Origin of the sequence: Micromonospora zamorensis, from assembly GCF_900090275.1 — a bacterium.
Lineage (GTDB): Bacteria > Actinomycetota > Actinomycetes > Mycobacteriales > Micromonosporaceae > Micromonospora > Micromonospora zamorensis.
Map to the genome: position 1 here is coordinate 6,547,027 of NZ_LT607755.1, position 24,658 is coordinate 6,571,684.

Genomic DNA, 24,658 nt, shown 5'->3' on the forward strand with positions numbered 1-24,658 from the left:
CGCTGACCTCCGGCAAGGCCATAGAGTCTCCCCATCGCCTTCGTGAGGAGCAACGCCGATGTCCGATCGCCTGCCAGTGATAAGCCTGTTCTCAGGAGCAGGCGGTTTGGACCTGGCGGTCGAGCAGTGTGGGCGAGACTCAAATGCAGGACCAGGTGGGCAGGACAGCCTGCTGCGAGTCGCTGTGGCTACGGACTTCGACGAACTTGCCTTGGAAACCCTGAGCCTGAACTCACCCAAAACGCCAACGCTTTGTGGCGATATCCGCGAGGTATCGGCGCAGGACTTACTTGAGGTCGCCCAGCTATCGAAGGGCGAACCCACCCTCGTAATTGGCGGCCCTCCCTGTACCCCGTTCAGCAAATCCGGTTTTTGGCTTGAGGAAAAACGCGACAGTCGAGACCCCAATGCCTCCCTTCTTGACGAGTACGTACGCGTCGTCCGTGAAACACGGCCCGAGGCTTTCATTCTCGAAAATGTTCAAGGCTTGACCTATTCAACGCACCGTGTACAGTTTCAGCGTCTTTTGGGTCAACTGTCGGACCTAGGGTATAACCCACAGCACAAAGTTCTACTCGCCGCCGAGTACGGCGTCCCTCAGCTTCGCCGCCGTGTCTTCGTAGTAGGGCGCCGAGACGGAAAGCCCTTCAAGTTCCCGAAGACCACGCATTCCGGCGTAAGTGAAAGAGACCGCGTCTTCGACGCGTCTAAGCTTCCCTTTGTGACTGCAGGCGAGGCTATTTCCGACCTCCTTCCGGGAACTCCGGAGCCCACTGAAGTAGTGGAAGGGGAGTTCGGCGAACTGGCAGCTGAAGTCCCTCCGGGACAGAATTACCTGTGGCATACCGAACGCTATGGCGGTCGAGACGTCTTTAGATGGCGAAGCCGCTACTGGACGTTTCTCTTACGGCTGGACCCGGGGCGTCCGTCGACAACACTTCAAGCCCAGCCGGGACCCTGGGTCGGGCCATTCCACTGGGAAAACGTCGATAATGGGCGAGGCGAAAAGCGGGCACGTAGACTGCGGGTCCCCGAACTACTCAAACTCATGACGATGCCGGACGATTTTAAAATCGCCGGGAGCAGAGGCGATATCCAGCGTCAACTCGGCAACGCCGTTCCTGTTAAGCTGGGCCGAGTTGTAGTCGACGCTTTGATGGCGCAGCTCGGCTACCTCGATAGCAACGAGTCTGATTTCCAGCAACTAGAACTCGTGTGAAGCAGCTTATAAGCCCGGCAAAGTCAAAGGACGCTCCTGGAAAACCGGCCTGCGGTTCTCCGGAATCACTTGTCCGCTCAAGACATCTGCGCCAACTAATTCCGCCCAGCGGAGTTGAGTTGTGTCCGACAGCTCGACTTCGCCAAGCCTGCGAACCATACCAGTTGCAAGTTCCCGGAGTGCGTCTTCGAGGAGCATCCCACTCCACGCCACTGCCGTGAGCACCAGTTCATCTACGCCTTCAATCCAACGAAAGACCGCGTCGTTTCGGGTAGCGATTCCTGCTGCAGACTCCAGGTCAAGGGAATCTTGTTTTCGGTCCAGAGCCGCGTAGAAGATACAGTTGATTCCGTGCTCGATACACTTATTGAGAAACTGTCGAACCTCGCCTGCCCTAGCTGGACGCTGCTTTACCTCGGCAGCCATGATTGGCACCTTGAGGCCTTCGTCAAATGCGTGGACGTCACCTGGCCAATGACGACTCGGGTCGGTAATTTTACCCGTGCGTAAATCATCCCAAACAAGGCTAAGAGCCGCTGCCACTAGCGCTTGCCCGCGCGCTCCCCGCTCGGGCCGCTCATAAATAAACGTTCGGCATCCCTGGATGAATGCGCCAAGTTCTACGCCATTCCTCACGACCTCCACAACATGCCGGGATTCGACTATGCGCGTTCTTACTCGGATCCATGCAGCCAAGGCAAAGAGTGCCGCCTCCTCGCTTAACGCGTCAGCCGCTCGTACGGTATCGATAAGGCGCTCGAGACTAGATGGCTCTCGTGGCGGCGTGATGTCCGCAAGCGTTTTGATGCGTATCCACGTATTGCCGTTCAGCGGGTTCGGGCTGCCTGAGCCGATGTCAAATCCGTACTCTTCGCCACAAGGAGCGAGAACATACTCGGCTAAGTTGCGCATGTTGTAACCGCGATCCGTGACACCGTGGCGCACGACGTAAGGGTCGATCTGGGAACTGTAGGCCTTGGCGAGCAGAGCGCATCCAAGCACGACCGAGTCCGTTTTCCGCGTCGACTTCCCGATTACCGCGGCGGCATCGAGCCATTCTTGAGGAAGTTCGCAACCGGAACGGGCGATTTCCACAGCCTCGATTAGCCGCCTCTCCGCAGCGACATAGTCGATTACAACCCCGATAGACACGGCATTCCTCCGGATCAAGCCAGGAATAGTGCGCTGGCGATCTGCATGGGATGGGCCACGGTCGGACCTCAATCCTCGACGACAACACTACGTTGGGTTGCTGAGAGTCCACACCTCGCTGTAGGCGCGCTTGGCCATTGCCTCGGTGCGCAGGTGAATCTGCTCCGCGCCCCATTGCTCGACGGAGGTCACGTCCTGGTCGACCCATACACCGCGAGCAACGGCTTCCATTAATGCCGGCTTTTTGGTTTCAAAAGGCTTATTGTCAAGCTTCCCGTTCAAGTCTTGCGGTATAAGGATGAGATTTCCGAGCTGGGCCACATTAGCGTCGTCGAGGCCCTGGGGTTTGTTGGAGCCCTGGGGTGCAAGATGCTCGACTGTAAGCTGATTGAAATCCGGGGCTACGGGGCTTTGGTGCATCTTCCTCAAAATATATTGCGCGAGCGGACGCTGTTGAGAGTAAATCTTCGAGGAACGCACCTCGGCGAACTTCGCTCGGAATTCGTCAAACTTCGGCAGCCGAGCGGCAAGCTTTTCGACCAAGTCCTCGATCACCTGCTTGCGCTCTTCCGTGGACGCCGCTCCCCGCAGGGCCCTTCCGTGTGCCGCATACATTTTCGAAACCCCTCCCGAGGAGGGCTGGTTGGAGACTGCCGTTGCAATAAAGTGGTAGTTCTCAATGGCTGAAATTGCGCGCTTGGCTTCCCTTAGACGGAGGCGCCCTGCGTCATATTCGGCCCAAACAGCCAAGAGCCATGGCACAGGTTGCCTGAGCCGAAAGAGCTGAATCGCGCTGAGCGACTGGCGTAGCTGCGCCTCGTGCAGCAACCAACTTGCTCGGTATCCAGGCTCATGGATCTGGCGATAGAGTCTTGCCTCATGGACGAAGGAGTCCAAGAGCTTCTGCGCCACTGTGGCAGTCTCAGCGGAGGTCGCACGCAGCAGGTGAACCCTGACGGGCTTGAAAAGACCCTTTCCACTCACGTAGTCATGGACTGATAACCAGTAGTGAAGAAGGAATCGATCAATAGTTAGGTCGGCCTCAGATTCCTCGAAGCTGGCCAGAATTGCATGCCACTTCTCGCGTGGTAGATCGTGGCCCGGATTAGCTGCCCCTATTGCTGCCATTAGGTGGCTCTTGACCAGGTCCGAAACCTCGAGATCCCTACCTCGACTGTTGAGCGTTTGGAAGATGATCGTAGCGTCGTCTTCGTTGTCGACTTCGACGAATACAACTCTTAGATTGAGGATTTTGTCGCGGATTTCGATCAGTTTTTCAAAGACTTCTACGGAAGTAGCGGAATTTAGATGCGCGCGCAGGAGGGCGCGGAGTTTGTTGTTTGCGGCGCGAATCCGCCGCTCGCTCTCAACCCGCTCCGGATCAAGTCCGCCGCTGCCAGCCTGAATCCACCGCAGAAAGGCGTTGTCGGAGTCGGTCTGAAGAACGAAATGCTGTTTGTTATCAAGAATGCTTCTGCGCTCGACTAGGTTGTGAAGACCGTCCGCCGCGTCTTTCGCATCCTCGAGGTCGAGCGTCCTGAGCTGGTCCCGAAGAGCGCACATCAGTAGCGTGACGGTCGTGACACGCTGCTGGCCGTCAACAAGGCCCTGGGTTCCGTGTTGGGAGGGAAATACCACCATAGAGCCGATAAAGTAATCTCTATCGCTGCCCACCACGTCGGACCAGAAGTCTTCGATGTCAGTGTCAAGCCACTCGTACGGTCGCTGAAAGCGGGGAACTCTCAGATAGTACGAGGTGAGAACCTCTGCCATCGTCTTTGCGTTTGTGGTCACCTTCACGGCGGCCCTCCCCACTTGCCCGACCCAGATCACAGACCTTAGTAGCAGGATGGCCTGCGGGTGAGCCCCCGCGCGGTTCTCATGCGTGGCAATTTCACGACTGCGGTCCCGAGGATGTCGTCAATAGCGTGATTTACCCCATCCGTGCGACTCCGGCTGCACTCGAATCACCTCGCCATTCGCCATCCCGCCTGCCGTCGACCCGACCTCCTTGGGAGCGGGCCTCCGCCCGGCCCGCCACGTCAAGACGGCCTTGACGCCCGTACGGACGCTGGCGGGTCGGGTGGTGGTCTGCTCGGCTTGCCCGGGTCGAGGGCAGGCGGGATGGCCTACCGCAACCACCCCCCGGACCGTGACCCGCCGACGGAGCCCCGGCCATCCTGGAGCCGGAGCGCCCCCGCCGGAGGCGCAGTGACCGCAACCCTGCGACCTCCGCCAGCTCGCCGACGCGGCCTGCGTGCGCTCACCTACGCCGCGCGGGCTGCTGGCCGCGCGGCCCGGCCGGCTGCCGGCCCATCACCCACCAGCCAACGACCTGTCGTTCTGCGGCGGCCCCTTGGGCTTCCGGCTTCCGCGCCAGCCGCCGGGCGTTCTGCGTGGCCGGCGTGGAGCGACAGCGGAGCGACGGACGCGCGCCCAGGCGGCGGCGCGTGCGGTCCGTTCAGGGCCGCCTTGAAGACGTACAGAAACTTTGCACAACATCGCCGGCCACCGGCCGCTTCGTACGTGCGTTCGATAGGCTCTCGCCGTGGAGGCGCGGGACCGCTGGTGGAACGGCGTGTGGGGCCGGATCGGACGGCGCGACATCTGGTTGTTGTCGGACGGGGATCGCTGGGTCGTGCGGGGCCGCCTCGGAGGTGACGAGGGCCAGGAGGTAACGCACCATTTCGACAACGAAGACCGGGCACGGGACCTGATCAAGCACATGATGGCGTTGTCCGCCGGCATGTGGAGGAGCTTGCTCGACCCATACGCCGTGAGTCGCGCCGACGCCAGGTTGGCAACTGAGGCTTAACCCTGTCGGTGTCTAGTAGCCAGCCGGCACCTCCCAAGGCAGCGATGGGCTGATGCCGGGGACGTCTCGGGACGCGTAGCCTGATTGCGTGGACGACCTCCTAATGCAGGCCGCTGAGCTGGCAGAGCGCCATCTAGCTGACGGACTACCACGTAGGTGGAAGCATGTGCAGGCTGTCGCTTTGAAGGCTGATCGCATCGCTCATGTTCTTGACGACGCTGATGCTCAGGCGTTAGTTGCTTCGGCCTGGCTACACGACCTGGGCTATGCCCCTAGCCTTGCAGACACAGGCCTACACGCTCTCGATGGTGCTCGTTGGCTACTGGCCAACGGTTGGCCTCGCAGGATTGCTGCCCTGGTCGCCCATCACTCCTGCGCTCAGTTCGAGGCCGACGAGCGAGGGCTCGGCAACGTCCTTGCTGAGGAGTTCGACCAGGAACGGTCCTCAACCGCGGATGCCCTCTGGTTCGCTGATATGACCACCGGTCCCGACGGCCAAGACCTGGATGTGCTGGATCGGTTGGCCGAGATTCACCAGCGCTACGGGCCAGACAGCATCGTGGTCCGGTTTTGGGCTCGGGCAACGCCGACGCTTCTTGAGGCCGTCGAGCGGACCGAAGCAACGCTTGCCGCTCAGCCGATGTAGGGCTTGGCACGGTTCTCGTACCCGTGGCTGATCCTGAGCCGCATCGACTCGTGGATCGGCAGAGCGTCTAGCTCGGCTTGGGGCACCCAGCGGACCTCGGCTGACTCCTCGCTTGTACGCAGGTCGCCGCCGACGTAACGAGCGCGGAAGCAAATGGAAAACTGCTGCCTAACCTCGCCATCGCTGTACTCCACCACATGCCTTGGGTCCGTGTACGTTCCCACGACGTCAACGACCTCAACGTTGACGCCGGCTTCTTCCCGAGTCTCACGCGCGGCTGTTTCAGCAATAGACTCACCGAAGTCCTGAGCGCCCCCTGGTAGCGCCCACAGGCCGTTGTCCGTGCGACGGATGAGCAGCACACGCCCCTGCTCGTCCTGAACGAAGACCGTCACAGCTACCACGATGCTGTTGGCCTTGGGTGCGTCCGGGTCGTTGTAGTGCTCGATCCTCGCCATCGCTCTAGGCTGCCACGGTCGGCGCCCAGATTGGGTGTCCACTCGACCACACGCGGTCAAAGCTGTCTGCGTAGGTATCGAACAACTCGCCGGCCGAGAGCCGCCGAAGGTGCAACACCGGCGCATGAGCCGCCGGGAAGCCGTAGGCATGAGTGTTGACGAGTAGCTCGTTGTCGAACCTGTAGATCGAGTTGTAGAGCGTGGTTCCGTGGAAGCGGGCGAAGATGCCTTCCACACCGCGAAGCTGGTTGTAGAACGCCAGGACGTTGTGCACCTTCCCGGCCATCGCGCCCCCGATTCCCTCCTCGGCTCCTCGCGCCGCGACCGCTTCGGACTCTGGATCGCCCAGCAGAAGCCGCACCCGGACGCCCGCCTGCGCCTTCGTCGTCAGGTCTCTGATGATGGTCGGCACCTGCTCCGGGAGGAACAGGCCGGCGTAGACCAGGATCCCAATCTCCTTGGTGGCTTGATTGATCAGTCGGCCCCAAAGATCCAACGGGATGGCCGCGCGACGCGGGTACACGTGAACGAGCTCCGACTCCGCGATGCGCGTTGCGCGTTCCGATGAGACGGCCTTTGGCCACAGGTAGGCCTCACGCTCCTGCACGATGGCGGCGATCGCATGCCTATGACGTGGGTAAGGCGCGCGATCGAGCGTCACCCATCGCTCTGCCGTCTTTGGGTTCACGTCGACTCGTTCGGCTAGCTCGTACGTGGACAGCCCAACCTTGAGCATCGCTTCGCGGAGCCGCTCATTTGCCATCGTCTACTCCCTCGGACGTGGGGGACGACTTCAGCTTAGCGGGGACGTCCCAAGACGTACAGCACTAGTGGTGATGCCGTGACTCCCGGTTTGGCGACAGTGGACACATCACGGAGCAGTCGTCCAACAAGGGATGCGCTCAGACACAGGAGGTACTGCTGTGAAGCTGTACGTGGACACCACGAGCAAGCAGGTGACGGCGTCGAAGGACCCGGAGCCGAAGAACGACCAGAACGGCAATCAGAAGTCCGAGAAGAACACGGGCCGGCTCATGTGGTCCACCCAGGTCTTCGTGCTCGACGAGAACGGCGGGGAGGTCATCACCATCACCACGGCGGGAGAGAAGCCGAGCGTGAAGGTGGGCGACTTCCTGGCTGTCGAGCAGTTGGAGGCCATTCCGTGGGCGACCAACGGGCGTAACGGCGTCGCGTTCCGGGCGGTCTCGCTGAAGCCGAAGACTGGTTCTCCGGCCAAGTAGGTCCCTTGCACCGCTGTGCTGTGTGAGCCGCTGGTGTCCGTGGCTCGCGAAGCGGCCTGATGGTCCGCTGATCCCATCCACATCTCAGATTCGTCCGGGAACGGTTCTGGTTCGCACGTTTCCGGCCGGTGATCACGTCAGGTGGTCACAAACCTCAAGGCACGGGGTCGGTACTGGCTCGCATACCTGCCGGCCCCGTCTGCCTTTCCAACCTGTCTGCCCTCGTCATAGGGAGTGGTTGTCTCATGCTCGTTTCCGCCATCGTGTTCGCCGTTGTCGCGGCGACCCTCTACGCCGGCCACCAGGTGGCCGATCACGTTCTCGGCCAGTCCGACAAGCAGGCCGCCCACAAGGCCGCCCCGGGTTGGGACGGCTGGCGTCACCTGTTTGGCCACGTGATGGCCTATCACCTCGTGGTGGTGGTCATGCTCGCCATCACCATCGCCGCCCTGGACCTGCCCGTCACCGCCCTCGGGCTTGCCGCTGGGCTCGGCTTCTCCGCCGTCTCGCACGCGTTTCTTGACCGGCGGTGGCCGGTGCGCTGGCTGCTCACTCACACCGGAAGCGGCGACTTCGCCGACCGTCAGGCCCCGATCTGCGGGATGTACCTGGCCGATCAGTCCCTGCACGCGGCGTGCCTCTGGGCATCCGCGCTGCTCATCGCCTGCCTCTAAGAACCCCTCACTTCGAGCAAAGGGAGATCCCTGCCATGGGCAAGAAGTACCTGTTCAGCGAGGACACCAACGGTCGTGTCCGTGAGGTCAAGGTCGACCCGAAGCACCTGGACAAGCAGCTCCGCGAGGAGCGCGCCGCTGGGCGCACCCCCACCGTCCTCGACGAAGACGACCGCATCCGCTTCGGCCTGCTCGGCAAGAAGCTACGCGACAGCTGACCTCGGTCAGCTCTAGGAAGTTCGAGCGCGGGGCCGGTACTGGCTCGCAACCTGCCGACCCCGCTCTCTCCAACCCATCCAGCCCAATTGCTTGGGAGGACGTGTCATGTCCAAGTCTAGCCCCCGCCGCTTCGGTGGCAGGTCAACCGGAACGGTGACGGTCATCGAGGCCAAAGTCCACCGTTCCTCCGCGCGTAACGCCCGCATGGCGTTCATCCTCACGGCGGTCATCGTCGGCCTCTTGTCGGCCGTGGTGGCCGCTTCCTCCATCCACCCGATCCTCGCCGTCTTCGTCGGCGCGCTGATCGGCGTCCCGACCGGCGGCCTCGTCTGGGTGCTCGTCCGGATCTGGCCGGTGATCCGGCTGCTGTGGTGGTGGACCCCGGAAACCTTCCTCGGTGTCCTGCTGCTCACCGCGTGGGTGCAGCTCGCCAACCACACCCCGACCCTGGTGACCCTGCTCGTGGTCGCCCTAGTCGTCGGCGTCCCCGCCGCCATCCCGGCGGTACGCCGTCAGGTCATCGCCTGGACGTGGTGCCTCGTGGTGAGGCACCGGCTGCGTGTGTGTTTCGCGCAGTTCATCATCGCCAACCAGTCCGGTTCGCTGCCGCTGATCCTGTGGGCCAAGCCCACCCCGGTCGGCGAACGCGTCTGGGTCTACCTGCGGCCCGGCCTGTCCGAAAAGGACTTGGAAGGCCGCCTCGACAAGATCGCGGTCACCTGCCACGCCTCCACCGTGCTCATCGAGCGCGCTTCGGAGAACAACGCCGCCTACCTGCGGTTCGACATCAAACGCCGCGAGGTCCTGACCGCCCACGTCGGTTCCCCGCTGGTCGACGTGATCGACCCTGCGGCACCGGTCTCGGCGTCGCCGCTGACGGTCCCCACCGCCCTGGACCTGCCCGACGTGCACATGCCGACGGTCACCCTTCCGGCTCAGGGCAAGCCCGCCGGCAAGAAGCCGGCCCCGGCTACTACGGCCAACGGCAGCAAGCCCGCGGCTTCGTCCGCGTCGTCCGTCGAGGACGACGACACCTCCGACTGGATCTGACCAACCCAACCCGGGACGCGAGGAGCCATGGCGGCTCGTTCGTGTGGCTCCTCGCGTCCACAACGCCCAGGAGGGCACCTCATGACCACCACGATTCCCACCACCGCCGATGCGGTTCCGGTGGGTCCTGGCCTGTCGATGTTCGACCCGATCTTCATCGGGATCGACGAGTTCGGCCAACCCGTCTACCTGGACGTCATCTACCGCAACCTGCTCACCGCAGGCGAACCCGGCGGCGGGAAGTCCGGCCTGATCAACAACATCTGCGGCCACGCCGCCCTGTGCGACAACACCCGCCTGGTGCTCTTCGACGCCAAACTCGTCGAACTCGGCCCCTGGCGCGACCTCGCCGACGCGTTCATCGGCCCCGACATCGACCAAGGCATCGACGTGCTGCGTCGCCTCCTGGTCGTCGCCACCAACCGCTACGCCTGGCTCCTGGCCAACCGGCGCCGCAAGCTCGCCGACGGCGACGGCATGTCCGTCATCGTCACCATCATCGACGAACTCGCCATGTTCTCCACCGTCCTCGGCACCAAGCAGCAACAGGAAGAGTTCTCCACCCTCCTGCGAGGGCTCGTCTCCCTGGGCCGGGCCTGCGGTATGCCCGTCGTGGCGGCGACTCAGCGGCCGTCGTGGGACATCATCCCCGCTTCGTTGCGGGACCTGTTCGGCTACCGGGCCGCGTTCCGGTGCACCTCGCTGAACAGCTCGAACATCATCCTCGGTCAGGGCTGGGCCGAGCAGGGCTACACCGCCTCCGACATCTCACCCACCAACCAAGGCGCGGCCTACCTCCTGGCCGAAGGCGGCGTTCCCCGCCGCATCAAGGCCGCCTACCTCACCGACACCGACATCTACAACATCGCCGACTACGCCGCCTGGACCCGCCGCCCCACCGGCACCAGCGCTCCGGCGGTCAACCCCACCGAATGGGAGATGGCGGCATGACCACCCGAGAGCGCACCTACGCCCGCGCCAACAACCAGCGGGCCGCGCAATACACCGAACTGTGGGTCATCGGCCGTCCCGAGGACATCGCCGCCATGGTCCGCGTCGCCGGGATGTCCGGCCGACTCATCTACGTGTCCTCGCCAACCCCGATGGGCGGCGACGACAACCGCCAACGCCGCTACCTGCGGTTACGCACCAACTGATTGGCCGACAGGACCAGACGACCGCCTGCCAGCAGAGCTGGTCCTGCCGACCTCCCACCAAGCCCTCTGAAAGGACGTGGCTGCCATGAAGGCTACCCACAACCCACCCACCACAGCACCGGTCACACCGGCCGACCTGCTGCGGATGGCCGCCCTCTACCTGCGCCGGCACGGCTGGACCCAGGGCGACTACTACGCCGTCGTCTTCGATGCCCTCACTCCCCGGGCCTGCGTCTCGGGTGCTATCGGCATGTCCACCTACGGCATGGCCACCTGCATTCCCTTTACCGCCAACCGGACCGAGCGCCGGGACTACCACGCCGCGTCGCGAGCACTGGCGGATTTCCTCTGCCTCAAGACCTCCACCGAGCTTTTCGAGTGGAACGACCGCCCCGGGCGCACCGCCGCCGAGGTCATCCACGCTCTCAACGCCGCCGCTGACCGGTGGGACTCCCTGCACGCCAAGGCAGGCGGAAACCGATGAGCAGCGTCAAGCGTCCCTTGACGCCTTCCCCTCCTCGGCAAAAGCGCCGGATCGTGGTCGAGAACGACGAGTTCGCCGCGTTCGGCCGCCGGATCATCCGCGCTCACGGCCGCCGCGTCGCCACCGGCGACGTGGAAGCACTGCGCGACCTGGTCGCCCTCTCCTCCGTCATCGACGACGCCATCGGTGAGGCCGTGATCGGCCTCCGCACGTTCGGCTACTCCTGGTCGGAAATCGGCTCCCGGCTCGGCATCTCCAAGCAGGCCGCCCAGCAGCGCTGGGGAGACAAGCCATGACCGACCTGCGCAGCGTCGACCTCGACAACCTGGCCGAGCGCACCGGCATCCGGGTCGAGTTCTACGACCCGCTCGGCACCCGCTACGGGTTCCCCACCTTCCCCTACCACGCCGCACCTTCCGGGCTGGCCACCGTGCGGCAGCTCCGCGCCGCCGGCCTTCGCCCCAACGGCCAAGACCCCATCGCGCAGATCTATTGGCGGCACCGCAAGAACCGCCGGGTCGCCTACCTCTACCGCCTCGATATGGCCGCACCGAAGCGCACTGCCACGCCCGCTCAGCGGGAGGCCATCGCCAAAGCGCTTCGCGCCCGCCGCACCTGCCGCGTCTGCGCCCAGGTCAAGCCCTACTACATCCCCCGCCGCTACGGCGAATGCCTCGACTGCCACGAAGGGAACCCGTCGTGAGCTTCAACCTGTCTGACTCCTGCCTGTGGTGCATCGAGCAGAACACCCCTGCCGGCATCCACGACATCCTCGGCCCCGTCTTCACGCCCTGCCCGGCCTGCCTGCCGGTCTGCGGCATCTGTGAGGGCGAAGGGCTGTTCCCCGCCGACTTCACCTGCATGCCCTGCTTCCTCAACAGCATGGCCGTCCTCGGCCTGTCCCCGCTGTTCTGCCTCGGCTGCTCCGGCGTCGTCGACCTCGTCGACCGCGACCACGCCACGGAGGTGACTCCCCATGGCCACCACTGACCCCGCCACCGTCACCGAGCAGTTCGCCGCCGAATACGCCCGCAACGCCGTACCGACCATGCTCAAGGCGATCAGCTCCATCAAGCGGTACAACCGCTTCGTCCTGCTCGGCGCTTTGCTGACCAGCTACCTGCACCAAGCCCACTACCTGTGGACCCAGAACGCCGGCTACTTCGCCTACCTTGTGCCGCTGATCTTCGACGCCGCGATGGTGTCGATGCTGACCGTCGTCCGCACCTCCGGCATCGCCAAAGACGCCAAACGCGGAGCCATGGTCGTCTTCGCCGCCGCCGCCATGCTGTCGGCCACCATCAACTTCGCCTCCCCAGGCAGCCTCGGCCTACGCCTGGTCTTCGCCCTGGTCGTCGTCCTCGTCATCGGCGTCGAACTCGTCGCCGGACGCATCCGCCCCGACTTCGCCGCCATCCAAGCCGAAGCCGCCGCCCTCCTCGCCGCCGTCAACGACCTCACCGACACGACACCGGCCACCGAGCCGACCACCACCCCGGAACCGGCTCCGGTCGTCGACACCCCGCCGGCACCTGCTCCGGTCGCCATCACGGCACCCGCCTTCACCCCGATCCCGGTCGCCCGGCCTGAGGTTCCGGCGCACCTGATGCCCACCGCCCGGTTCGTCATCGGACGCCACGAACAGAGCACCGGCCGACCCATCACCACCGACGAACTCGCCGACCTGCTGTCGGTCACCCCGGACATCGCCCGGGAACTGCTGCACACCATCACCGGCCACACCCCGGCCGTCAACGGCACCCCCGTCGGTGGTGCCCGATGACCATCCACGTCGTCGATATCGACTACACCTTCCACACCTGCCCGGCCTTCGCCGAGCCACACATCTACGACACCCGACGCACCGTCATCGACGTCATCCCCGGCGGACCCTGCCGGAACCCGGTCACCATCCACTGCGGCGACACGACCACCACCATCGCGTGCCACCGGCACGAACCGGCTGATCGCCAGTGCGGCGCCTGCCGCATCATCGTCACCCAACACACCATCACCAACCGACACCACGAGGTCGTCGGCTGATGGATTCGACGCTGGACCTCACACCCCGCGCTACGGCCCGGGGTGTGGGCTCGAACGCCGACACCACCAGTCCCTACGTCGGCTACACCGCCGCCGGCTCCGCCTTCCTGCGCTCCCAGCGGCCCGACTACTTCGGCTGGCTCGAACACGTCCGTGCCGCCGCCGCCTGCACCCGCCCCATCCGCCTCGCCGGGCAGCTCCTGACCGTTGAACCCACCACCGGCCGACTCCTCGACGCCCGACACACCGACGCCATGCCCGACGCCGCGATCTACAAGGCGTGCGGCAACCGACGCGCTGCTGTCTGTCCCGCCTGCGCCCAGACCTACCAACGCGACGCCTACCAACTCCTACGCGCCGGCCTCGTCGGCGGCAAAGGCATCCCCGAAACAGTCGCCGCGCACCCAGCGGTGTTCGCGACGTTCACCGCTCCGACCTTCGGCACCGTGCACGCCCGAGTGGTCAAGCGGCACACCTGCGCCAACCGCAAGCGCTGCGACTGCCGGGCCGAACCGTGCCACGCCCGCCGCACCACCGACCCCACCGCCGGCATCTGCGCCCACAACCGCCCCGCCGTCTGCTGGGCACGCCACGAAACCGGCGACACGGTGATCGGACGACCGCTGTGCCTGGACTGCTACGACCACGACCACCAGGTCGTCTGGAACCTGTTCTCCGGCAAGCTCTGGCACCGCACCAAGCAAGCCGCGGAACGCCACCTCGCCCACCTCGCCCGGAAACGCGGCATCCCCTCCGTCGACGTCGTCACCGCCTCCGGCAACACCCGCAAAGTTCCGCCGGTCCGGCTCTCACCCGGCAAGGTTGCAGAACTCCAAGCCCGCGCAGCGGTCCACTTCCATGCCATCGCCCGCCTCGACGGCGTCAACCCCACTGACCCCGACGCGATCGTCCCCCCGCCACCGGGGTTCACCATCGACGACCTGGTCGACGCGCTGCGCCACGCCGCCACGCAGATTGCCTACACCACCCCACCACACCCTGACCGGCCCGGCGGCTGGTCAATCACCTGGGGCGCACAACTCGACCTGGAACCCATCACCACCACCGGCACGGGAGAGGTCACCGACAGCCTCGTCGCCGGATACCTTGCCAAGTACGCCACCAAAAGCACCGAGGTAACCGGGCACCGCTCCGTCAGGCTCACCGCCGACACCATCGGCGACTACGCCGACCCCGACGGCGACCACACCGCCCGCCTCATCGACGCCTGCTGGCGACTCGGCCGACCCACCAGCACACCCGTCCCGCTCTCGCAGCGGCCCCGGGACCACCGGCCCACACCCGGCTTCGTCGACCGCTGGACCTGCGCTGACTGCGGCACCCACACCCGCTACGCCGCCTGCCCCGTCTGCGTCGCTGACCGTCAAGCCAGCCTTGACGCCGAACCAACCAAACCAACGACGGGCAACCCTTACGCCCGGCTACGCCGATGGGCACACATGCTCGGCTACGGCGGCCACTTCCTCACCAAAGCCCGCCGGTACTCCGTCACCTTCCAACTCCTACGCGACACCCGCGTCGCCTTCCGCCGGCACGAGCACGAGCACCAGGCCGACGAGCAACCCGCCGCACTGCGGGCCGTCGACCACCTCGACGACACCACCCCGCTCATCGTCGGCACCCTCGCCTTCGCCGGCGTCGGCTGGCACACCACCGGAGACGCCCTGCTCGCCAACACCGCCGCCGCCATGGCCCGCGCCCGACACGCCACCGGCCGCGAAGAACTCGCCCACGAACTCGCTGTCCAGTCCTCGCTTACGCCCGCCGCATAGACCCAGGAGGCCAACCCCGATGCGCAACACACGAGCCGGCACCGACCGGCGACAGCCGTACTCAGACCACCACCATCAGCAGGGCAACTCCCCGGCTCAACCCGTCTTGAGCCCATCGCCGGAACTGTGGTCGATCACCGAGACCGCTGCGTTCCTCCGCATCCCCGTCGGCACGCTCTACCAATGGCGGCACCGCCGGACCGGGCCGCGTGCCTCCAAGGTCGGCCGTCACCTCCGCTACAACCCGGCCGATGTTCGCGCATGGCTGGAAGACCAGGCGGCCTGACATGGCAATCGATGACCTGTGGTACCTCAAGAAACGCGACCCGGACACGCGGAAGTACGTTCCCTCGAAGCGGCACGGCCGAGGAAAGCGCTGGCGAGTGCGCTACACCGACGCCGACAACAACGACCGCGAAAGGCTGTTTGACCTCAAACGCGATGCGGAAACCTTCGACCTCGACTGCCGCTCCGGTGGCGCACCCGAGGTTCAGCTGAAGCGGGAAGCGGTCCGGCTGACCTTCGCCGAGTACGCGCAGCGGTGGAGGGAAGCCCGGGAATCGGGCTGGGCGACCGAGACGCGACGACGTATCCCGCAGAACCTGCGAAAGCACCTCCTGCCCGTCTTTGGCGAGAAGGCCATCCGCTCCATCAACCTGACCGACGTGCTGGCATGGCTGAGCCGTCTACTCGATGACGGCACGCCCAAATCTTCGGTGAGCCTGTACTTCGGCCTGTTCAAGACCATCATGAACGCCGCAGTTGTCGACAAGGTGATCCCCGACAACCCCTGCAACGGCGTGAAACTGGCCCAGATCCTGCGCGGCCTGTCGCGGGCACCGAAGTGGGTTCCGACCAGCGACCAGGTGCTCAAGCTCGCTGAGGTGGTCCCGCGCCGCTACCGGGCCGCTATCTGGTTGGGGGCGGGGGAAGGGCTTCGCCTGGGTGAGGTGCTGGGTATGGAGAACGGCCCGCGCTGCGCGGACTTTGACAGTGGAGAGCTGCACGTCGTCCAGCAGTTGCGGCACTCGCCTGAGCACTTCGGCGGCTTCTACCTCTCGACACCCAAGAGCGGTTCCGTCGGCACCGTCGACCTGGACGCGGTGGTCGCTGAGGAACTGACCGCGCACATCAGCGACGTCGGCCCTGTCGAGTTCGAGCTTCCCGACATCACCACGGGGGAGCGGCGGACTCGTCCGGTGGGCGTCCTGTTCACCTCGTCCCGAGGGAAGCTGCTGACCGACACCTACTGGTCGGAGCTGTGGGCGGACTGGCGTGAAGCCGCTGGTTGGCCGAAGGAAGGCACCTTCCACTCACTGCGTCATTTCTTCGCCACCACGTTGATGAGCAACGGCGTCGAGCCGCAGGAGGTGCAGAAGGCGCTACGGCACGCCAACCTGCGGATCACGCTGGAAACCTACGTCCACTGGCTGCCGAAGAAGGACCGCCCGCGCGGCCTGGTGGGCAACCTCCTGCGGCAGGCAGGCGGCAAGCGGCGGGAACCCTCCACCGGCCAAGATCGGATCTAGTTTGTGCCCTGGTTGTGCCCGATGATCTTCGCCCGGCGTTCTTGCAGCTCAGAAGGGGTAAAGGGTGGGCCGCCAGGGACTCGAACCCTGAACCTATGGATTAAAAGTCCACAGCTCTGCCATTGAGCTAGCGGCCCGCGCGCTCAGGTTACCCGACGGTGAGCGCCGGCGACTCACGGCTTCCGGCCGGCCGTCGATGCCTGCCGTCAGCCGGCGCTCGCCGTGCCTGATCACCACCCGGTCAGCGAGAGGCCGGTGAGGTTGGTCAGACGACGCATGGGTGTGGGCGGGTGGGGAACCGGGATGGGCATGAGGGCGAGCAGCATCCCGGCCGTGGCGGCGTCGGGCGAGGAGATCGGGCCGGACGGCGTACGCCAGCCGGGTGGCGAGGTGCATGCCTGGCTGCCCGGTCAGAACCAGACCGTGTGCGGCCTGGCTCTCAGCCGGACCCGGTTGCGTCGTTTCCCGCATGTGCGCTTCGACTACTCGGGCACCGACGTGCTCACGGAGGCTGACGCGGTGGGCTGGATCTGCCCGCGTTGCCTGGCCGCTACCGCCGGCCGGCGGGGGACGGAGAAGCACGGCTGGGTCCGGGACTCTCCTCGCCCTTGATCGACTCGGGTTTCCGGAAGTCGGGCTGTCGTTCCCGCCGGGATACCGCGACTTTCAGGAAGCCGAGCGCGCCAACGCGCCAAGCGCGCGGTCCGCGCGGGTGGGTGGTTGAGCTGCTCCTGGGCGGGTACGGGGTCGGGCATGCGGATCGTGGTGGTGGGGGCGAGCGGCAACGTCGGTACGGCGGTGCTGCGGCGGCTGCGCCGGGAGCGGGGCGTGGAGCTGGCCGGGGTTGCCCGGCGGTTGCCCGGCCCGGATGCCGGCGAGCCGTACGACCAGGTGGAGTGGCACTCCTGTGACATCGGCGCGCCGGGTGCGGCGGGGCAGCTCGCCGAGGTGTTCGCTGGTGCGGACGCGGTGGTGCACCTGGCCTGGCAGATCCAGCCCAGCCACGACCAGCGGGTGTTGCGGAGGACCAACGTCGACGGCAGTCGGGCGGTGATCGACGCGGTGGTCCGGGCCGGTGTGCCGGCTCTGGTGTACGCGTCGTCGGTCGGCGTCTACGCGTCCGGCCCGAAGGACCACCCGATCAGTGAGCGGTGGCCAGCCACAGGTGTGCCCGGCTCGTCGTACAGCGAGCACAAGGCCGAGGTGGAGGCGCTGCTGGACGGGGTGGAGCGCGAACACCCGGCGTTGCGGGTGGTGCGGATGCGACCCGGGTTGATCTTCCAGCGGGCCGCGGGCACGGAGATCACCCGCTACTTTCTCGGCCCGCTGGCGCCGGTGCGGCTGCTGCGCTTCGGCCGGATCCCGCTGGTGCCGACGAACCGCCGGTTGCGGATGCAGGCGGTGCACGCCGATGACGTGGCCGATGCGTACGCCCGGGCGGTGCTGGGTGATGCGCGCGGCGCCTTCAACCTCGCCGCGGACCCGGTGCTGACCCCGGAGCTGGTGGCCCGGCACTTCCACGGTTGGACGGTCCCGGTCGCCGCGCCGGTGCTACGGGTGGCGGCGGCGCTGACCTGGCGCGCGCGGCTGCAGCCGGTCGACGCGGGCTGGGTGGAGCTGGGTCTGAACGCCCCGCTGATGTCCAGCGAGCGGGCGGAGACCGAGCTGGGCTGGCAGCCGACGATAAGCGCGCTCACGGCGCTCAAGGAACTCTTCGCCGGAATGGCCGACGGCGCCCACACGGGAAGCCCGCCGATGTCCGGCGCACGGGACCTGCCGGGCCGCCCCGCAGCCCTGCTCGAAGCCCGCCCCCCAGGCCAGGGAAACCCCTACTGACCCCAACCCGCCAGCAGGCCCGGGGTGATCAAGAGATTTCGGTCAGAAAACGCGGCTCCGGTGACCGAAACCTCTTGATCACCGAGGCGGGCGCGCAGGCCGAGCCCGCGCGCAGGCGCCGGATCCGCAGGCGCCGGACCGCAGGCTGGGTCAGCTCAGTTTGGATGCCGTTACCGTCGGGTTCTTGGCACCCAGGAAGAAGATGCCGGGGAAGCCGCGGGTCTCGAACTTGCCGCTGGGGTTGCGGCGCAGGGTCGAGTTTTCGATCTTCATCGTGCCGGTGCGGTTGTTGCTCACGAAGAAGACCGCACCGCCGCCCTCGTTGGCCTTGTTGTTCTCGATGATCGTGCCGGCGATCCGTACGGTGAACTCGTTGCCGTCGCAGTAGATCGCGCCACCGCTGCCGCCTCCCGGCGTGCCGGACTTGGCCGGGTTGGCGCCGCTGCCGATCGCCTCGTTGTGGCTGAGCACGCTGTTGAGCACCACCCAGGAGACGCCGATGCTGCTCAGCGCGCCCCCGTTGGAGCAGGAACCGCCGCCGAAGGTGCTGCCCACCACGTACACCGGCTTGTTCTCATGCTGGCTGAGCACCCGGATGGCCGCGCCGCCCAGGTCGGGGCCGGTGCGGTCGCAGCGGTTGCGGACGAAGCGCGAGTTGACCACCTTGAACCGCCCACCGCGGACGAAGATCGCCCCACCGCCGCCGCCCTCGGCCTTGTCGCCGGTGGAGTTGCCGTCGGCGAACGTCAGGTTCTGCACGGTGAGCTGCGGGTGGTCCTGGTTCTGGCAGTGCGAGGTGGTGAAGCCCTGGGCCTCGTCGCAGGTGTTCATGTAGAGGATGCGGCGCTGGCCCTGGCCGCTCAGCGTGACAGTGCCGCCGCCGTCCAGCACTACCTTCGGCCCGTTGGCGTTGCGGACCTTCGCGGTGGCGGTCATCTTGATCGTCACCGGGGCCGGCCCGCAGTTGAACGTGATGACACCGCCGGCCGCGACGGCCTTCACGACCGCGGCGGAGGTGCAGCTCGCCGGGGTGCCGGTGCCGACGGTCCGGGTCGGCTTCGAGGTGTCCACCGCCCGGGCCTCCGCCGGCACGCTGGCCCTGCCGTTCGGGTTGCCGGCCGCGAGGACCTTCTCGGCGGGCCTCGGGCTCGCGCTGGCCCCTGGGCCACCGAGGCCGTCGCGGGCGACCGGTGCTTCGCCCTGGCCGCCCGTCGGCAGGGCTGTCGGCGAAGCGGACGAGCCGGCCTCGAAGGTGGGGGCCGGATCGTTGGGCGCGCAGGCGGGCAGGGTTGCGGCGGCGACACCGAGGACGACCAGAGCGGCAAGCGACGTCATGCGCACCCCGTGATGCTAGGAGCCGCGACGGCATCACGACGAATCCGCCGGGCCGGTTTAATGCACCGCTAAGCCGCGCGCCCACCGTCGCCGCCCACCGCCGCGCCGCCCACCACCCGCCGCCCACCGCCGCGCCGCCCACCGCCGCGCCGCTCGTGGCGGTGTGTCCGGTGGTCAGCTGTGGGACAGGGCGAACGCGGTCAGGAAGCCGGCGACCGTGACCAGACCGACCAGCAGGTGCGCGTCCTCGAACGCCTCGGGGACCATGGTGTCGGTGACCATCGCGAGGATCGCGCCGGCGGCCAGTGCGGTGATCCCGGCCAGCACCTCCGGCGGGGCGCCACCCAGCAACGTGTTGCCGAGCAGCGCCGCGACCCCGCTGATCAGGGCGATCCCGGTCCAGAGCAGGAAGACGTACCGCCGGGTCCGGCCGGCCTGACGCATGCCGGCCGCGCTGGACAGACCCTCCGGCACATTGCTGAGGAAGACCGCGGCCACCGTGACCAGGCTGACCGTGCCACCACTGAGCAGGCTCGCGCCGATCACCACCGATTCCGGTATGCCGTCGAGCAGCGCGCCCACGGCTATCGCCGACCCGGAGCCGGGCTGCTCGTTTTCGGAGGGTTGCTGGTCGCCGGACCGCTTCCGGTGCCGGGCGCCGTGCCGGGCAAGAGCAACGTTGGCCAGTGTGTAGACGACCGCTCCGCCGGCAGCGCCGAGCGCGGTGGGCAGCAGGCCGCCCTGCTCGTGTGCCTCGGCGATCAACTCGAACGACACGGCGGAGAGCAGCACCCCCGCCCCGAACGCCATGATCGACGCGGTGACGCGTTGCGGCACCCGGGCGAACCAGCCGACCGCCGCCCCGACCAGCAGAGCCGACCCGGCCAGCAGCCCCCACCCACCCGCCTGTAACCACTCCGGCATTCGCGGGACCCTACCCACGCCCGCCGGGGCGACAAACCCGGTCGTGAGGAAGGCTCAGAAGTCGGCGAAGAGATACGGCACCCGGCGGGGGAAGATGCCGCGCAGCTCCGCGGCGGCGTCCACCGGCACCTCACCCAGACCGCGCAACGGCAGCTCGGCCGGGTCCAGCACCCCGTATGCGAGGGCGGAGAGCCCGGCCGCGGTGAGGGTGGCGGTCGGCGTGCGGTCGGAGGTGTCACCGACCAGCTCCAGCGCGCCGGTCGTGCCGTCCAGCAGGTGCGTGCCGGCGAGCCATCGGTCCCCGGTCAGCTCGACGCGTACCCGGCCGGGGCCGGCGGGCAGCCCACGCAACGCGTCCAGCGACAGCAGGCGGGCCATCGGAGCCGACGCACCCGGCACTGCCGTCCGCGCCTCGACGTGCACGTCCAGGTCGGTCAGCCACAGCTCCGGCAACTCGTCGGGCGGGACCTGGACGGTGATCCGGTCGATCTGGTCGACGTGCCGGGCGAAGAACTGCAACAGCAGCGCCCGCGCGAGCGGGTCGGCGACCAGCAGCTCGTTGCCGTGCAGCGTGCCGCCGTGTTCGTCGATCCGGTACGTCACCGCGCCGGTGACCTCGCCGGCCACGCGGGCGGTGATCAGCCAGTATTCGTCCCGGTCGCGCATCCCGACCGCCCGGTAGTCCGGGAAGATCGAGAAGCCGTGTCGTTCCTGGAGGTTGCGCTCGGTGAAGGCCCGCCACGCCGGATAGCCGGCGGCGATGCGTTCCCAACTCACCTCGCCGGGCAGGTCCACCCGGAGCAGTGACCCCAGGTTGGCCGGGGTGAAGGTGACCCGGCGCGGCTTGGGGAGCCCCGTGTAGCCGAACCGGGCGTAGAAGCTGGGACGGAACGGATAGAGCGCGCTGAGCGAGTGCCCCTCGTCGCGCATCTCGTCGAGGAGTTGGTGCAGCAGCGTCCGGACGTGCCCCTGCCGGCGGGCCAGCGGATGGGTCGCCACCCCGGCGACACCGGCCATCGGCAGCACCACCCCCCGCAGGTTCTGCCGCATCGGAATGGCCGACACGGCGGCCAGTGTTGCGCCGCTCTCCTCGGCGATCAGCGTCCGGTTGCCCTCCTGGTAGGGCAGGTAGTCGCGGAACTCGTCGATCCGGGCCGCACTGAGCGGCGAGGACTCGAAGGCGTACGCGGCCAGCGGGAAGCTGGTGGTGAGACGGTCGTCGGCGGTCACCCGGCGGATGGTCATTCGCCCATCTCAGCCTGCCGTACAGGTCGCAGCAACCCGATTGGCGGGATCCGTGCCACCGGCACGGCGCTCGACGCCGGACGGCACACCGGTCATCCGACCGGCAGGTGCCGCAGGTGCCGGCGGCGGCGCAGGCGGACGCTGACCACGGCGGCGACACCGACGACCAGCAGGACGGTCACGGCGAGCCCGTGCAGCACGCCACGCGAGAGGTAGCCCTGGTCGGTGTGGTCCACCGCCCAGGTGGCGATCTCCCGGGTCGACCAGAACGGCGTCAACTTCGCCCCGGACCCGGCCGGGTCGATCAACATCTGCACCGTGACCACGGTGAGCAGCAGCAGCGTCCCCTCCATCTCGCGGGGCAGCAGCGCGCCGATCAGCATCCCGAACGGTGCCGCCACCGCGACGGAGCAGAGCAGCGCGGCGGCCAGGCCGGCGTACCGCAGGTCCGCGCCGTCGATCATGGGGAGCAGGAAGAACGGTACGGAGATGACCAGCCCCACCGTCCACAGGCCCAGCACCCGACCGAGGTAGAGGTGATGTGGACGGTAACCGGCCAGCCGCAGCCTCGGCTCCAACTCCCGAGCCGCTGTGGTGGCGAACAGCGCGGCGGTGCTCACCGCCCAACCCACGCCGAGGAGCAGCGACCGGACCGACTGCCCGAGGTAGGCGTCCCGCCGGATCAGGTAGAAGGTCAACGGCATCAACAACAACAGCAGGAGTACGCCCCGACGCCGCAGCAGCTCCCGCAGTGTCATCTCGGCGACGGTCAGGAGCCGGTTCACGGGTGGCCTCCCTTGACGTCGGGCGCGTGCCACCCGGCGTCCTGTGCAGGTGTCAGGTCGAGCACGATGTCCACCCGGTCGAGCTGGTTGAGCAGGTGGGTCACCACGACGATCGCCGCGCCGCCGTCGCGCAGTCGGCTGAGCTGGTCCCAGAAGTTGACGTAGGTGCCCTGGTCGAAGCCCTGGTACGGCTCGTCGAGCAGCAGCACGTCCGGGGCGCTGAGCGTGGACATGGTCAGGTTGAGTTTCTGCCGGGTGCCGCCGGACAGGTGGCGGGCCTGCACGTCCCCGCCCGCCTCCCAACCGAGCTGGCGTGCTGCCGCCCGACCGGCCCGGCGGGCGGGACCCCGGGCCACGCCCTGACCGGCGCCGACCAGCACGAAGTGCTCGTCGGGGAGCAGGAAGTCGGCGGTGCCGCCGGACTGTGGGCAGTAGCCGAGCCGCCCGGAGACGGTCACCTCACCGGCGTCGGGTGAGATCAGTCCGGCGCAGATCCGCAGGAAGGTGCTCTTGCCGCAGCCGTTCGCGCCGATGACGGCGGCGATCTGTCCGGCCCGGACGGTCAGCGTGGCGTCGTGCAGCACCGTTCGCCGCCCGTACCGCTTGGTGATGCCCGCCGCGTGCAGCCGGACCGGCCCGGGGCGCGGACCGGGCGCGGTGCCGATGCTCTCCACGACGGCGCCCGCGTACTGCTGGGGTGGACCGAAGACGACCCAGGGGTCGCCACCACCCTCGCGCAGGTGGGTGGCCGCCTCGGCGACCACGTGCCGGGCGGCGTCCGCCGCGACCCGGCGCTGGTGCAGCTCGGCCGTGAGCGTTCGCAGCCAATCGTCGGCGTTCACCGGGTGACCCCCTTCGTGACGATGTCGTTCACCGGCTGGACGAAGGTGAGCCAGGCGCTGCCGCCCGAGCGGAGTGCCGCGTACCCGTCGTCGGTGAGCCGGTAGTACTTGCGGGCCGGCCCGGCGCTGCCCTCCCGCCACTGCGCGGTCACCAGGCCGGTCTTCTGCAGGCGCAGCAGCACGGGATAGAGCGTGCCGCCCTGGATGGGCCCGACGCCCGCGGCGTCGAGCGCCTGGGCGAGCTGGTAGCCGTAGGACTCGCGGTCGGACAGCAGGGCCAGCACGCAGATGTCGAGCACCCCCCGCAGCCACTGCCCGCGCCGGTCGGAATCCACGCGTCGGACAGTAGCGGCGCAACCTAGATGACACAACTACCTACTGGGTCGACCGGATCCGGTCCGGCCGGTTCCGCGAAACCGTCGAACAGGTCCGGCGAGGTCAGCGGGCGACGACGTCGGAGACGACGACTGTCACGTTGTCCGGTGCGCCGGCGTGGTGCGCGAGCTTCACCAACTGCTCACCACACTGCTGGCGGTCGGCGTACATGCCCAGCGCCGCCGCGATGGCCTCGTCCTCGACGTAGTCGGAGAGCCCGTCGCTGCACAGCAGCAGTCGGTCACCGGGGACCACGGTGAGCACCCCGATCGCCGGTGGGGTGTCGGCACCCTGCACGGCCCGGGTCACCAGGGACCGCTGCGGGTGGTGGCGGGCCTGGTCGGGGGAGAGCGTGCCCTGGTCGACCAGCGCCTGCACGAACGTGTCGTCCCGGGTGAGCTGGGTCAGCTCCGCGTCGCGCAGCAGGTAGCAGCGGGAGTCGCCGACCTGGGCCAGCACCAGCGTCTCCCCGGCCAGCAGCGCCGCGGTGAGCGTCGTGCCCATCCCGTCACGGGTCGGGTCGACGGTGATGGCGGCGTGGATGCGCTGGTTGGCGGTGCTGACCACGGCACGCAGGGCGTCGGCGGCGGCGTCGGGCTCGATGGGCGGAGCCAGCTCGTCCAGGATCCGGATCACGATCTCGCTCGCCACCTCGCCCGCGGGCAGCCCGCCCATGCCGTCGGCGACGGCGATCAGGCGGTCACCGGCGAGGGCGGAGTCCTCGTTGTTGGTGCGCACCAAGCCGATGTCGTTGAGGATGACCGAGCGGAGGATCAGCGTCATGGGGTCAAGCTTGCCAAGAAGACCCTGCCTTCGTCTCTACGCACTACTGCGTA

General features: G+C 67.1%; 31 protein-coding genes and 1 tRNA gene. 20 read left to right on the top strand and 12 right to left on the bottom strand.

The window, feature by feature from the left end:
* Positions 1–58: 58 nt before the first annotated feature.
* The gene (locus GA0070619_RS29400) at positions 59–1,219 is read left to right on the top strand and encodes a DNA cytosine methyltransferase (protein ID WP_088951019.1); all 1,161 of its coding nucleotides are present in this window, start codon (positions 59–61) and stop codon (positions 1,217–1,219) included.
* Between the two features lie 6 nt (positions 1,220–1,225).
* Here the strand turns inward: GA0070619_RS29400 and GA0070619_RS29405 are convergent, their stop codons facing one another.
* Positions 1,226–2,371, bottom strand: coding sequence for a restriction endonuclease, SacI family (locus GA0070619_RS29405; RefSeq protein WP_269458539.1), 1,146 nt, complete (start codon positions 2,369–2,371; stop codon positions 1,226–1,228).
* Positions 2,372–2,458: 87 nt separating this feature from the next.
* A complete protein-coding gene (locus GA0070619_RS29410) occupies positions 2,459–4,171 on the bottom strand; it encodes a DUF262 domain-containing protein (RefSeq protein WP_157744102.1) in 1,713 nt (570 codons plus the stop codon).
* Positions 4,172–4,919: 748 nt separating this feature from the next.
* On the opposite strand from GA0070619_RS29410, the gene GA0070619_RS29415 reads away from it, so the two are divergent.
* Positions 4,920–5,186, top strand: a complete 267-nt coding sequence (locus GA0070619_RS29415; protein ID WP_088951022.1) for a hypothetical protein — start codon at positions 4,920–4,922, stop codon at positions 5,184–5,186.
* A gap of 88 nt (positions 5,187–5,274) precedes the next feature.
* Positions 5,275–5,832, top strand: coding sequence for an HD domain-containing protein (locus tag GA0070619_RS29420; RefSeq protein WP_231927188.1), 558 nt, complete (start codon positions 5,275–5,277; stop codon positions 5,830–5,832).
* Here GA0070619_RS29420 and GA0070619_RS29425 read toward each other — a convergent pair.
* The gene (locus tag GA0070619_RS29425) at positions 5,820–6,290 is read right to left on the bottom strand and encodes an NUDIX hydrolase (protein ID WP_088951023.1); all 471 of its coding nucleotides are present in this window, start codon (positions 6,288–6,290) and stop codon (positions 5,820–5,822) included. The two genes, GA0070619_RS29420 and GA0070619_RS29425, sit on opposite strands and share 13 nt — an antisense overlap.
* 4 nt (positions 6,291–6,294) lie before the next feature.
* Positions 6,295–7,053 carry an XRE family transcriptional regulator gene (locus GA0070619_RS29430; RefSeq protein ID WP_088951024.1) on the bottom strand — a complete coding sequence of 253 codons (759 nt, stop codon included), beginning with the start codon at positions 7,051–7,053 and terminating at the stop codon, positions 6,295–6,297.
* Positions 7,054–7,213: 160 nt separating this feature from the next.
* Here GA0070619_RS29430 and GA0070619_RS29435 point away from each other — a divergent pair, with 160 nt between their 5' ends.
* The 15 genes from GA0070619_RS29435 to GA0070619_RS32605 all read left to right on the top strand — a co-directional run bounded on the left by GA0070619_RS29435 (position 7,214) and on the right by GA0070619_RS32605 (position 16,480).
* The gene (locus GA0070619_RS29435; RefSeq protein WP_088951025.1) at positions 7,214–7,531 is read left to right on the top strand and encodes a hypothetical protein; all 318 of its coding nucleotides are present in this window, start codon (positions 7,214–7,216) and stop codon (positions 7,529–7,531) included.
* Between the two features lie 245 nt (positions 7,532–7,776).
* On the top strand, positions 7,777–8,205 hold the full coding sequence (locus GA0070619_RS29440; RefSeq protein ID WP_088951026.1) for a DUF3307 domain-containing protein: 429 nt from the start codon (positions 7,777–7,779) through the stop codon (positions 8,203–8,205).
* 35 nt (positions 8,206–8,240) lie between these two features.
* Positions 8,241–8,423 (top strand): hypothetical protein, encoded by a 183-nt coding sequence (locus GA0070619_RS29445; RefSeq protein WP_088951027.1) that lies wholly within the window; start codon positions 8,241–8,243, stop codon positions 8,421–8,423.
* A 106-nt stretch (positions 8,424–8,529) separates the two neighbouring features.
* On the top strand, positions 8,530–9,474 hold the full coding sequence (locus tag GA0070619_RS29450) for a hypothetical protein (protein ID WP_088951028.1): 945 nt from the start codon (positions 8,530–8,532) through the stop codon (positions 9,472–9,474).
* Positions 9,475–9,555: 81 nt separating this feature from the next.
* Positions 9,556–10,425 carry an FtsK/SpoIIIE domain-containing protein gene (locus GA0070619_RS29455; protein WP_088951029.1) on the top strand — a complete coding sequence of 290 codons (870 nt, stop codon included), beginning with the start codon at positions 9,556–9,558 and terminating at the stop codon, positions 10,423–10,425.
* Positions 10,422–10,631 carry a hypothetical protein gene (locus tag GA0070619_RS29460; protein WP_088951030.1) on the top strand — a complete coding sequence of 70 codons (210 nt, stop codon included), beginning with the start codon at positions 10,422–10,424 and terminating at the stop codon, positions 10,629–10,631. Before GA0070619_RS29455 ends, GA0070619_RS29460 begins: the two co-directional genes overlap by 4 nt.
* 85 nt (positions 10,632–10,716) lie before the next feature.
* Positions 10,717–11,115, top strand: a complete 399-nt coding sequence (locus GA0070619_RS29465) for a DUF6197 family protein (RefSeq protein WP_088951031.1) — start codon at positions 10,717–10,719, stop codon at positions 11,113–11,115.
* Positions 11,112–11,411, top strand: coding sequence for a hypothetical protein (locus GA0070619_RS29470; RefSeq protein WP_088951032.1), 300 nt, complete (start codon positions 11,112–11,114; stop codon positions 11,409–11,411). The genes GA0070619_RS29465 and GA0070619_RS29470 overlap by 4 nt, the downstream gene beginning before the upstream one ends.
* On the top strand, positions 11,408–11,818 hold the full coding sequence (locus tag GA0070619_RS29475) for an RRQRL motif-containing zinc-binding protein (RefSeq protein WP_088951033.1): 411 nt from the start codon (positions 11,408–11,410) through the stop codon (positions 11,816–11,818). The genes GA0070619_RS29470 and GA0070619_RS29475 overlap by 4 nt, the downstream gene beginning before the upstream one ends.
* Positions 11,815–12,105 (top strand): hypothetical protein, encoded by a 291-nt coding sequence (locus tag GA0070619_RS29480; protein ID WP_088951034.1) that lies wholly within the window; start codon positions 11,815–11,817, stop codon positions 12,103–12,105. The genes GA0070619_RS29475 and GA0070619_RS29480 overlap by 4 nt, the downstream gene beginning before the upstream one ends.
* On the top strand, positions 12,092–12,898 hold the full coding sequence (locus tag GA0070619_RS29485; RefSeq protein WP_088951035.1) for a DUF2637 domain-containing protein: 807 nt from the start codon (positions 12,092–12,094) through the stop codon (positions 12,896–12,898). Before GA0070619_RS29480 ends, GA0070619_RS29485 begins: the two co-directional genes overlap by 14 nt.
* Complete coding sequence (locus tag GA0070619_RS29490; protein ID WP_088951036.1) at positions 12,895–13,158, top strand: hypothetical protein; 264 nt, start codon at positions 12,895–12,897, stop codon at positions 13,156–13,158. Before GA0070619_RS29485 ends, GA0070619_RS29490 begins: the two co-directional genes overlap by 4 nt.
* Positions 13,158–14,951, top strand: a complete 1,794-nt coding sequence (locus GA0070619_RS29495) for a replication initiator (protein ID WP_088951037.1) — start codon at positions 13,158–13,160, stop codon at positions 14,949–14,951. Before GA0070619_RS29490 ends, GA0070619_RS29495 begins: the two co-directional genes overlap by 1 nt.
* A gap of 106 nt (positions 14,952–15,057) precedes the next feature.
* Positions 15,058–15,237 carry a helix-turn-helix domain-containing protein gene (locus GA0070619_RS29500; RefSeq protein ID WP_231927521.1) on the top strand — a complete coding sequence of 60 codons (180 nt, stop codon included), beginning with the start codon at positions 15,058–15,060 and terminating at the stop codon, positions 15,235–15,237.
* Between the two features lies 1 nt (position 15,238).
* A complete protein-coding gene (locus tag GA0070619_RS32605; protein WP_157744103.1) occupies positions 15,239–16,480 on the top strand; it encodes a tyrosine-type recombinase/integrase in 1,242 nt (413 codons plus the stop codon).
* Positions 16,481–16,545: 65 nt separating this feature from the next.
* On the opposite strand, the gene GA0070619_RS29510 is transcribed toward GA0070619_RS32605, so the two are convergent.
* Positions 16,546–16,617: transfer RNA gene (locus tag GA0070619_RS29510), tRNA-Lys, on the bottom strand.
* Positions 16,618–16,789: 172 nt separating this feature from the next.
* Here GA0070619_RS29510 and GA0070619_RS29515 point away from each other — a divergent pair.
* On the top strand, positions 16,790–17,092 hold the full coding sequence (locus GA0070619_RS29515) for a hypothetical protein (protein WP_088952136.1): 303 nt from the start codon (positions 16,790–16,792) through the stop codon (positions 17,090–17,092).
* A gap of 141 nt (positions 17,093–17,233) precedes the next feature.
* Entirely contained in the window at positions 17,234–18,316 is a 1,083-nt protein-coding gene (locus GA0070619_RS29520; protein ID WP_088951039.1) for an NAD-dependent epimerase/dehydratase family protein, read from the top strand.
* 150 nt (positions 18,317–18,466) lie between these two features.
* Here the strand turns inward: GA0070619_RS29520 and GA0070619_RS29525 are convergent, their stop codons facing one another.
* The 7 genes from GA0070619_RS29525 to GA0070619_RS29555 form a co-directional block, all read right to left on the bottom strand.
* Positions 18,467–19,651 (bottom strand): hypothetical protein, encoded by a 1,185-nt coding sequence (locus tag GA0070619_RS29525; RefSeq protein ID WP_088951040.1) that lies wholly within the window; start codon positions 19,649–19,651, stop codon positions 18,467–18,469.
* A gap of 174 nt (positions 19,652–19,825) precedes the next feature.
* Positions 19,826–20,575 (bottom strand): ZIP family metal transporter, encoded by a 750-nt coding sequence (locus GA0070619_RS29530; RefSeq protein WP_088951041.1) that lies wholly within the window; start codon positions 20,573–20,575, stop codon positions 19,826–19,828.
* A 54-nt stretch (positions 20,576–20,629) separates the two neighbouring features.
* Complete coding sequence (locus tag GA0070619_RS29535) at positions 20,630–21,820, bottom strand: GNAT family N-acetyltransferase (protein WP_088951042.1); 1,191 nt, start codon at positions 21,818–21,820, stop codon at positions 20,630–20,632.
* Between the two features lie 92 nt (positions 21,821–21,912).
* Positions 21,913–22,605 carry an ABC transporter permease gene (locus tag GA0070619_RS29540; RefSeq protein WP_088951043.1) on the bottom strand — a complete coding sequence of 231 codons (693 nt, stop codon included), beginning with the start codon at positions 22,603–22,605 and terminating at the stop codon, positions 21,913–21,915.
* Entirely contained in the window at positions 22,602–23,447 is an 846-nt protein-coding gene (locus GA0070619_RS29545; RefSeq protein WP_088951044.1) for an ABC transporter ATP-binding protein, read from the bottom strand. Before GA0070619_RS29545 ends, GA0070619_RS29540 begins: the two co-directional genes overlap by 4 nt.
* Entirely contained in the window at positions 23,444–23,782 is a 339-nt protein-coding gene (locus GA0070619_RS29550) for a PadR family transcriptional regulator (RefSeq protein ID WP_088951045.1), read from the bottom strand. The genes GA0070619_RS29545 and GA0070619_RS29550 overlap by 4 nt, the downstream gene beginning before the upstream one ends.
* Before the next feature lie 103 nt (positions 23,783–23,885).
* Positions 23,886–24,605 carry a PP2C family protein-serine/threonine phosphatase gene (locus GA0070619_RS29555; RefSeq protein ID WP_088951046.1) on the bottom strand — a complete coding sequence of 240 codons (720 nt, stop codon included), beginning with the start codon at positions 24,603–24,605 and terminating at the stop codon, positions 23,886–23,888.
* Between the last annotated feature and the right edge of the window lie 53 nt (positions 24,606–24,658).

What these genes read in the sequence shown, in the direction of transcription:
- GA0070619_RS29475 (WP_088951033.1), top strand. Translation starts at nt 11,408, where the DNA reads ATGACCGACCTGCGCAGCGTCGACCTCGACAACCTGGCCGAGCGCACC.
- GA0070619_RS29430 (WP_088951024.1), bottom strand. Translation starts at nt 7,053, where the DNA reads ATGGCAAATGAGCGGCTCCGCGAAGCGATGCTCAAGGTTGGGCTGTCC.
- GA0070619_RS29490 (WP_088951036.1), top strand. Translation starts at nt 12,895, where the DNA reads ATGACCATCCACGTCGTCGATATCGACTACACCTTCCACACCTGCCCG.
- GA0070619_RS29460 (WP_088951030.1), top strand. Translation starts at nt 10,422, where the DNA reads ATGACCACCCGAGAGCGCACCTACGCCCGCGCCAACAACCAGCGGGCC.
- GA0070619_RS29400 (WP_088951019.1), top strand. Translation starts at nt 59, where the DNA reads ATGTCCGATCGCCTGCCAGTGATAAGCCTGTTCTCAGGAGCAGGCGGT.
- GA0070619_RS29535 (WP_088951042.1), bottom strand. Translation starts at nt 21,820, where the DNA reads ATGACCATCCGCCGGGTGACCGCCGACGACCGTCTCACCACCAGCTTC.
- GA0070619_RS29440 (WP_088951026.1), top strand. Translation starts at nt 7,777, where the DNA reads ATGCTCGTTTCCGCCATCGTGTTCGCCGTTGTCGCGGCGACCCTCTAC.
- GA0070619_RS32605 (WP_157744103.1), top strand. Translation starts at nt 15,239, where the DNA reads ATGGCAATCGATGACCTGTGGTACCTCAAGAAACGCGACCCGGACACG.
- GA0070619_RS29455 (WP_088951029.1), top strand. Translation starts at nt 9,556, where the DNA reads ATGACCACCACGATTCCCACCACCGCCGATGCGGTTCCGGTGGGTCCT.
- GA0070619_RS29530 (WP_088951041.1), bottom strand. Translation starts at nt 20,575, where the DNA reads ATGCCGGAGTGGTTACAGGCGGGTGGGTGGGGGCTGCTGGCCGGGTCG.
- GA0070619_RS29495 (WP_088951037.1), top strand. Translation starts at nt 13,158, where the DNA reads ATGGATTCGACGCTGGACCTCACACCCCGCGCTACGGCCCGGGGTGTG.
- GA0070619_RS29525 (WP_088951040.1), bottom strand. Translation starts at nt 19,651, where the DNA reads ATGACGTCGCTTGCCGCTCTGGTCGTCCTCGGTGTCGCCGCCGCAACC.
- GA0070619_RS29515 (WP_088952136.1), top strand. Translation starts at nt 16,790, where the DNA reads ATGAGGGCGAGCAGCATCCCGGCCGTGGCGGCGTCGGGCGAGGAGATC.
- GA0070619_RS29555 (WP_088951046.1), bottom strand. Translation starts at nt 24,605, where the DNA reads ATGACGCTGATCCTCCGCTCGGTCATCCTCAACGACATCGGCTTGGTG.
- GA0070619_RS29485 (WP_088951035.1), top strand. Translation starts at nt 12,092, where the DNA reads ATGGCCACCACTGACCCCGCCACCGTCACCGAGCAGTTCGCCGCCGAA.
- GA0070619_RS29520 (WP_088951039.1), top strand. Translation starts at nt 17,234, where the DNA reads ATGCGGATCGTGGTGGTGGGGGCGAGCGGCAACGTCGGTACGGCGGTG.
- GA0070619_RS29445 (WP_088951027.1), top strand. Translation starts at nt 8,241, where the DNA reads ATGGGCAAGAAGTACCTGTTCAGCGAGGACACCAACGGTCGTGTCCGT.
- GA0070619_RS29470 (WP_088951032.1), top strand. Translation starts at nt 11,112, where the DNA reads ATGAGCAGCGTCAAGCGTCCCTTGACGCCTTCCCCTCCTCGGCAAAAG.
- GA0070619_RS29425 (WP_088951023.1), bottom strand. Translation starts at nt 6,290, where the DNA reads ATGGCGAGGATCGAGCACTACAACGACCCGGACGCACCCAAGGCCAAC.
- GA0070619_RS29465 (WP_088951031.1), top strand. Translation starts at nt 10,717, where the DNA reads ATGAAGGCTACCCACAACCCACCCACCACAGCACCGGTCACACCGGCC.
- GA0070619_RS29450 (WP_088951028.1), top strand. Translation starts at nt 8,530, where the DNA reads ATGTCCAAGTCTAGCCCCCGCCGCTTCGGTGGCAGGTCAACCGGAACG.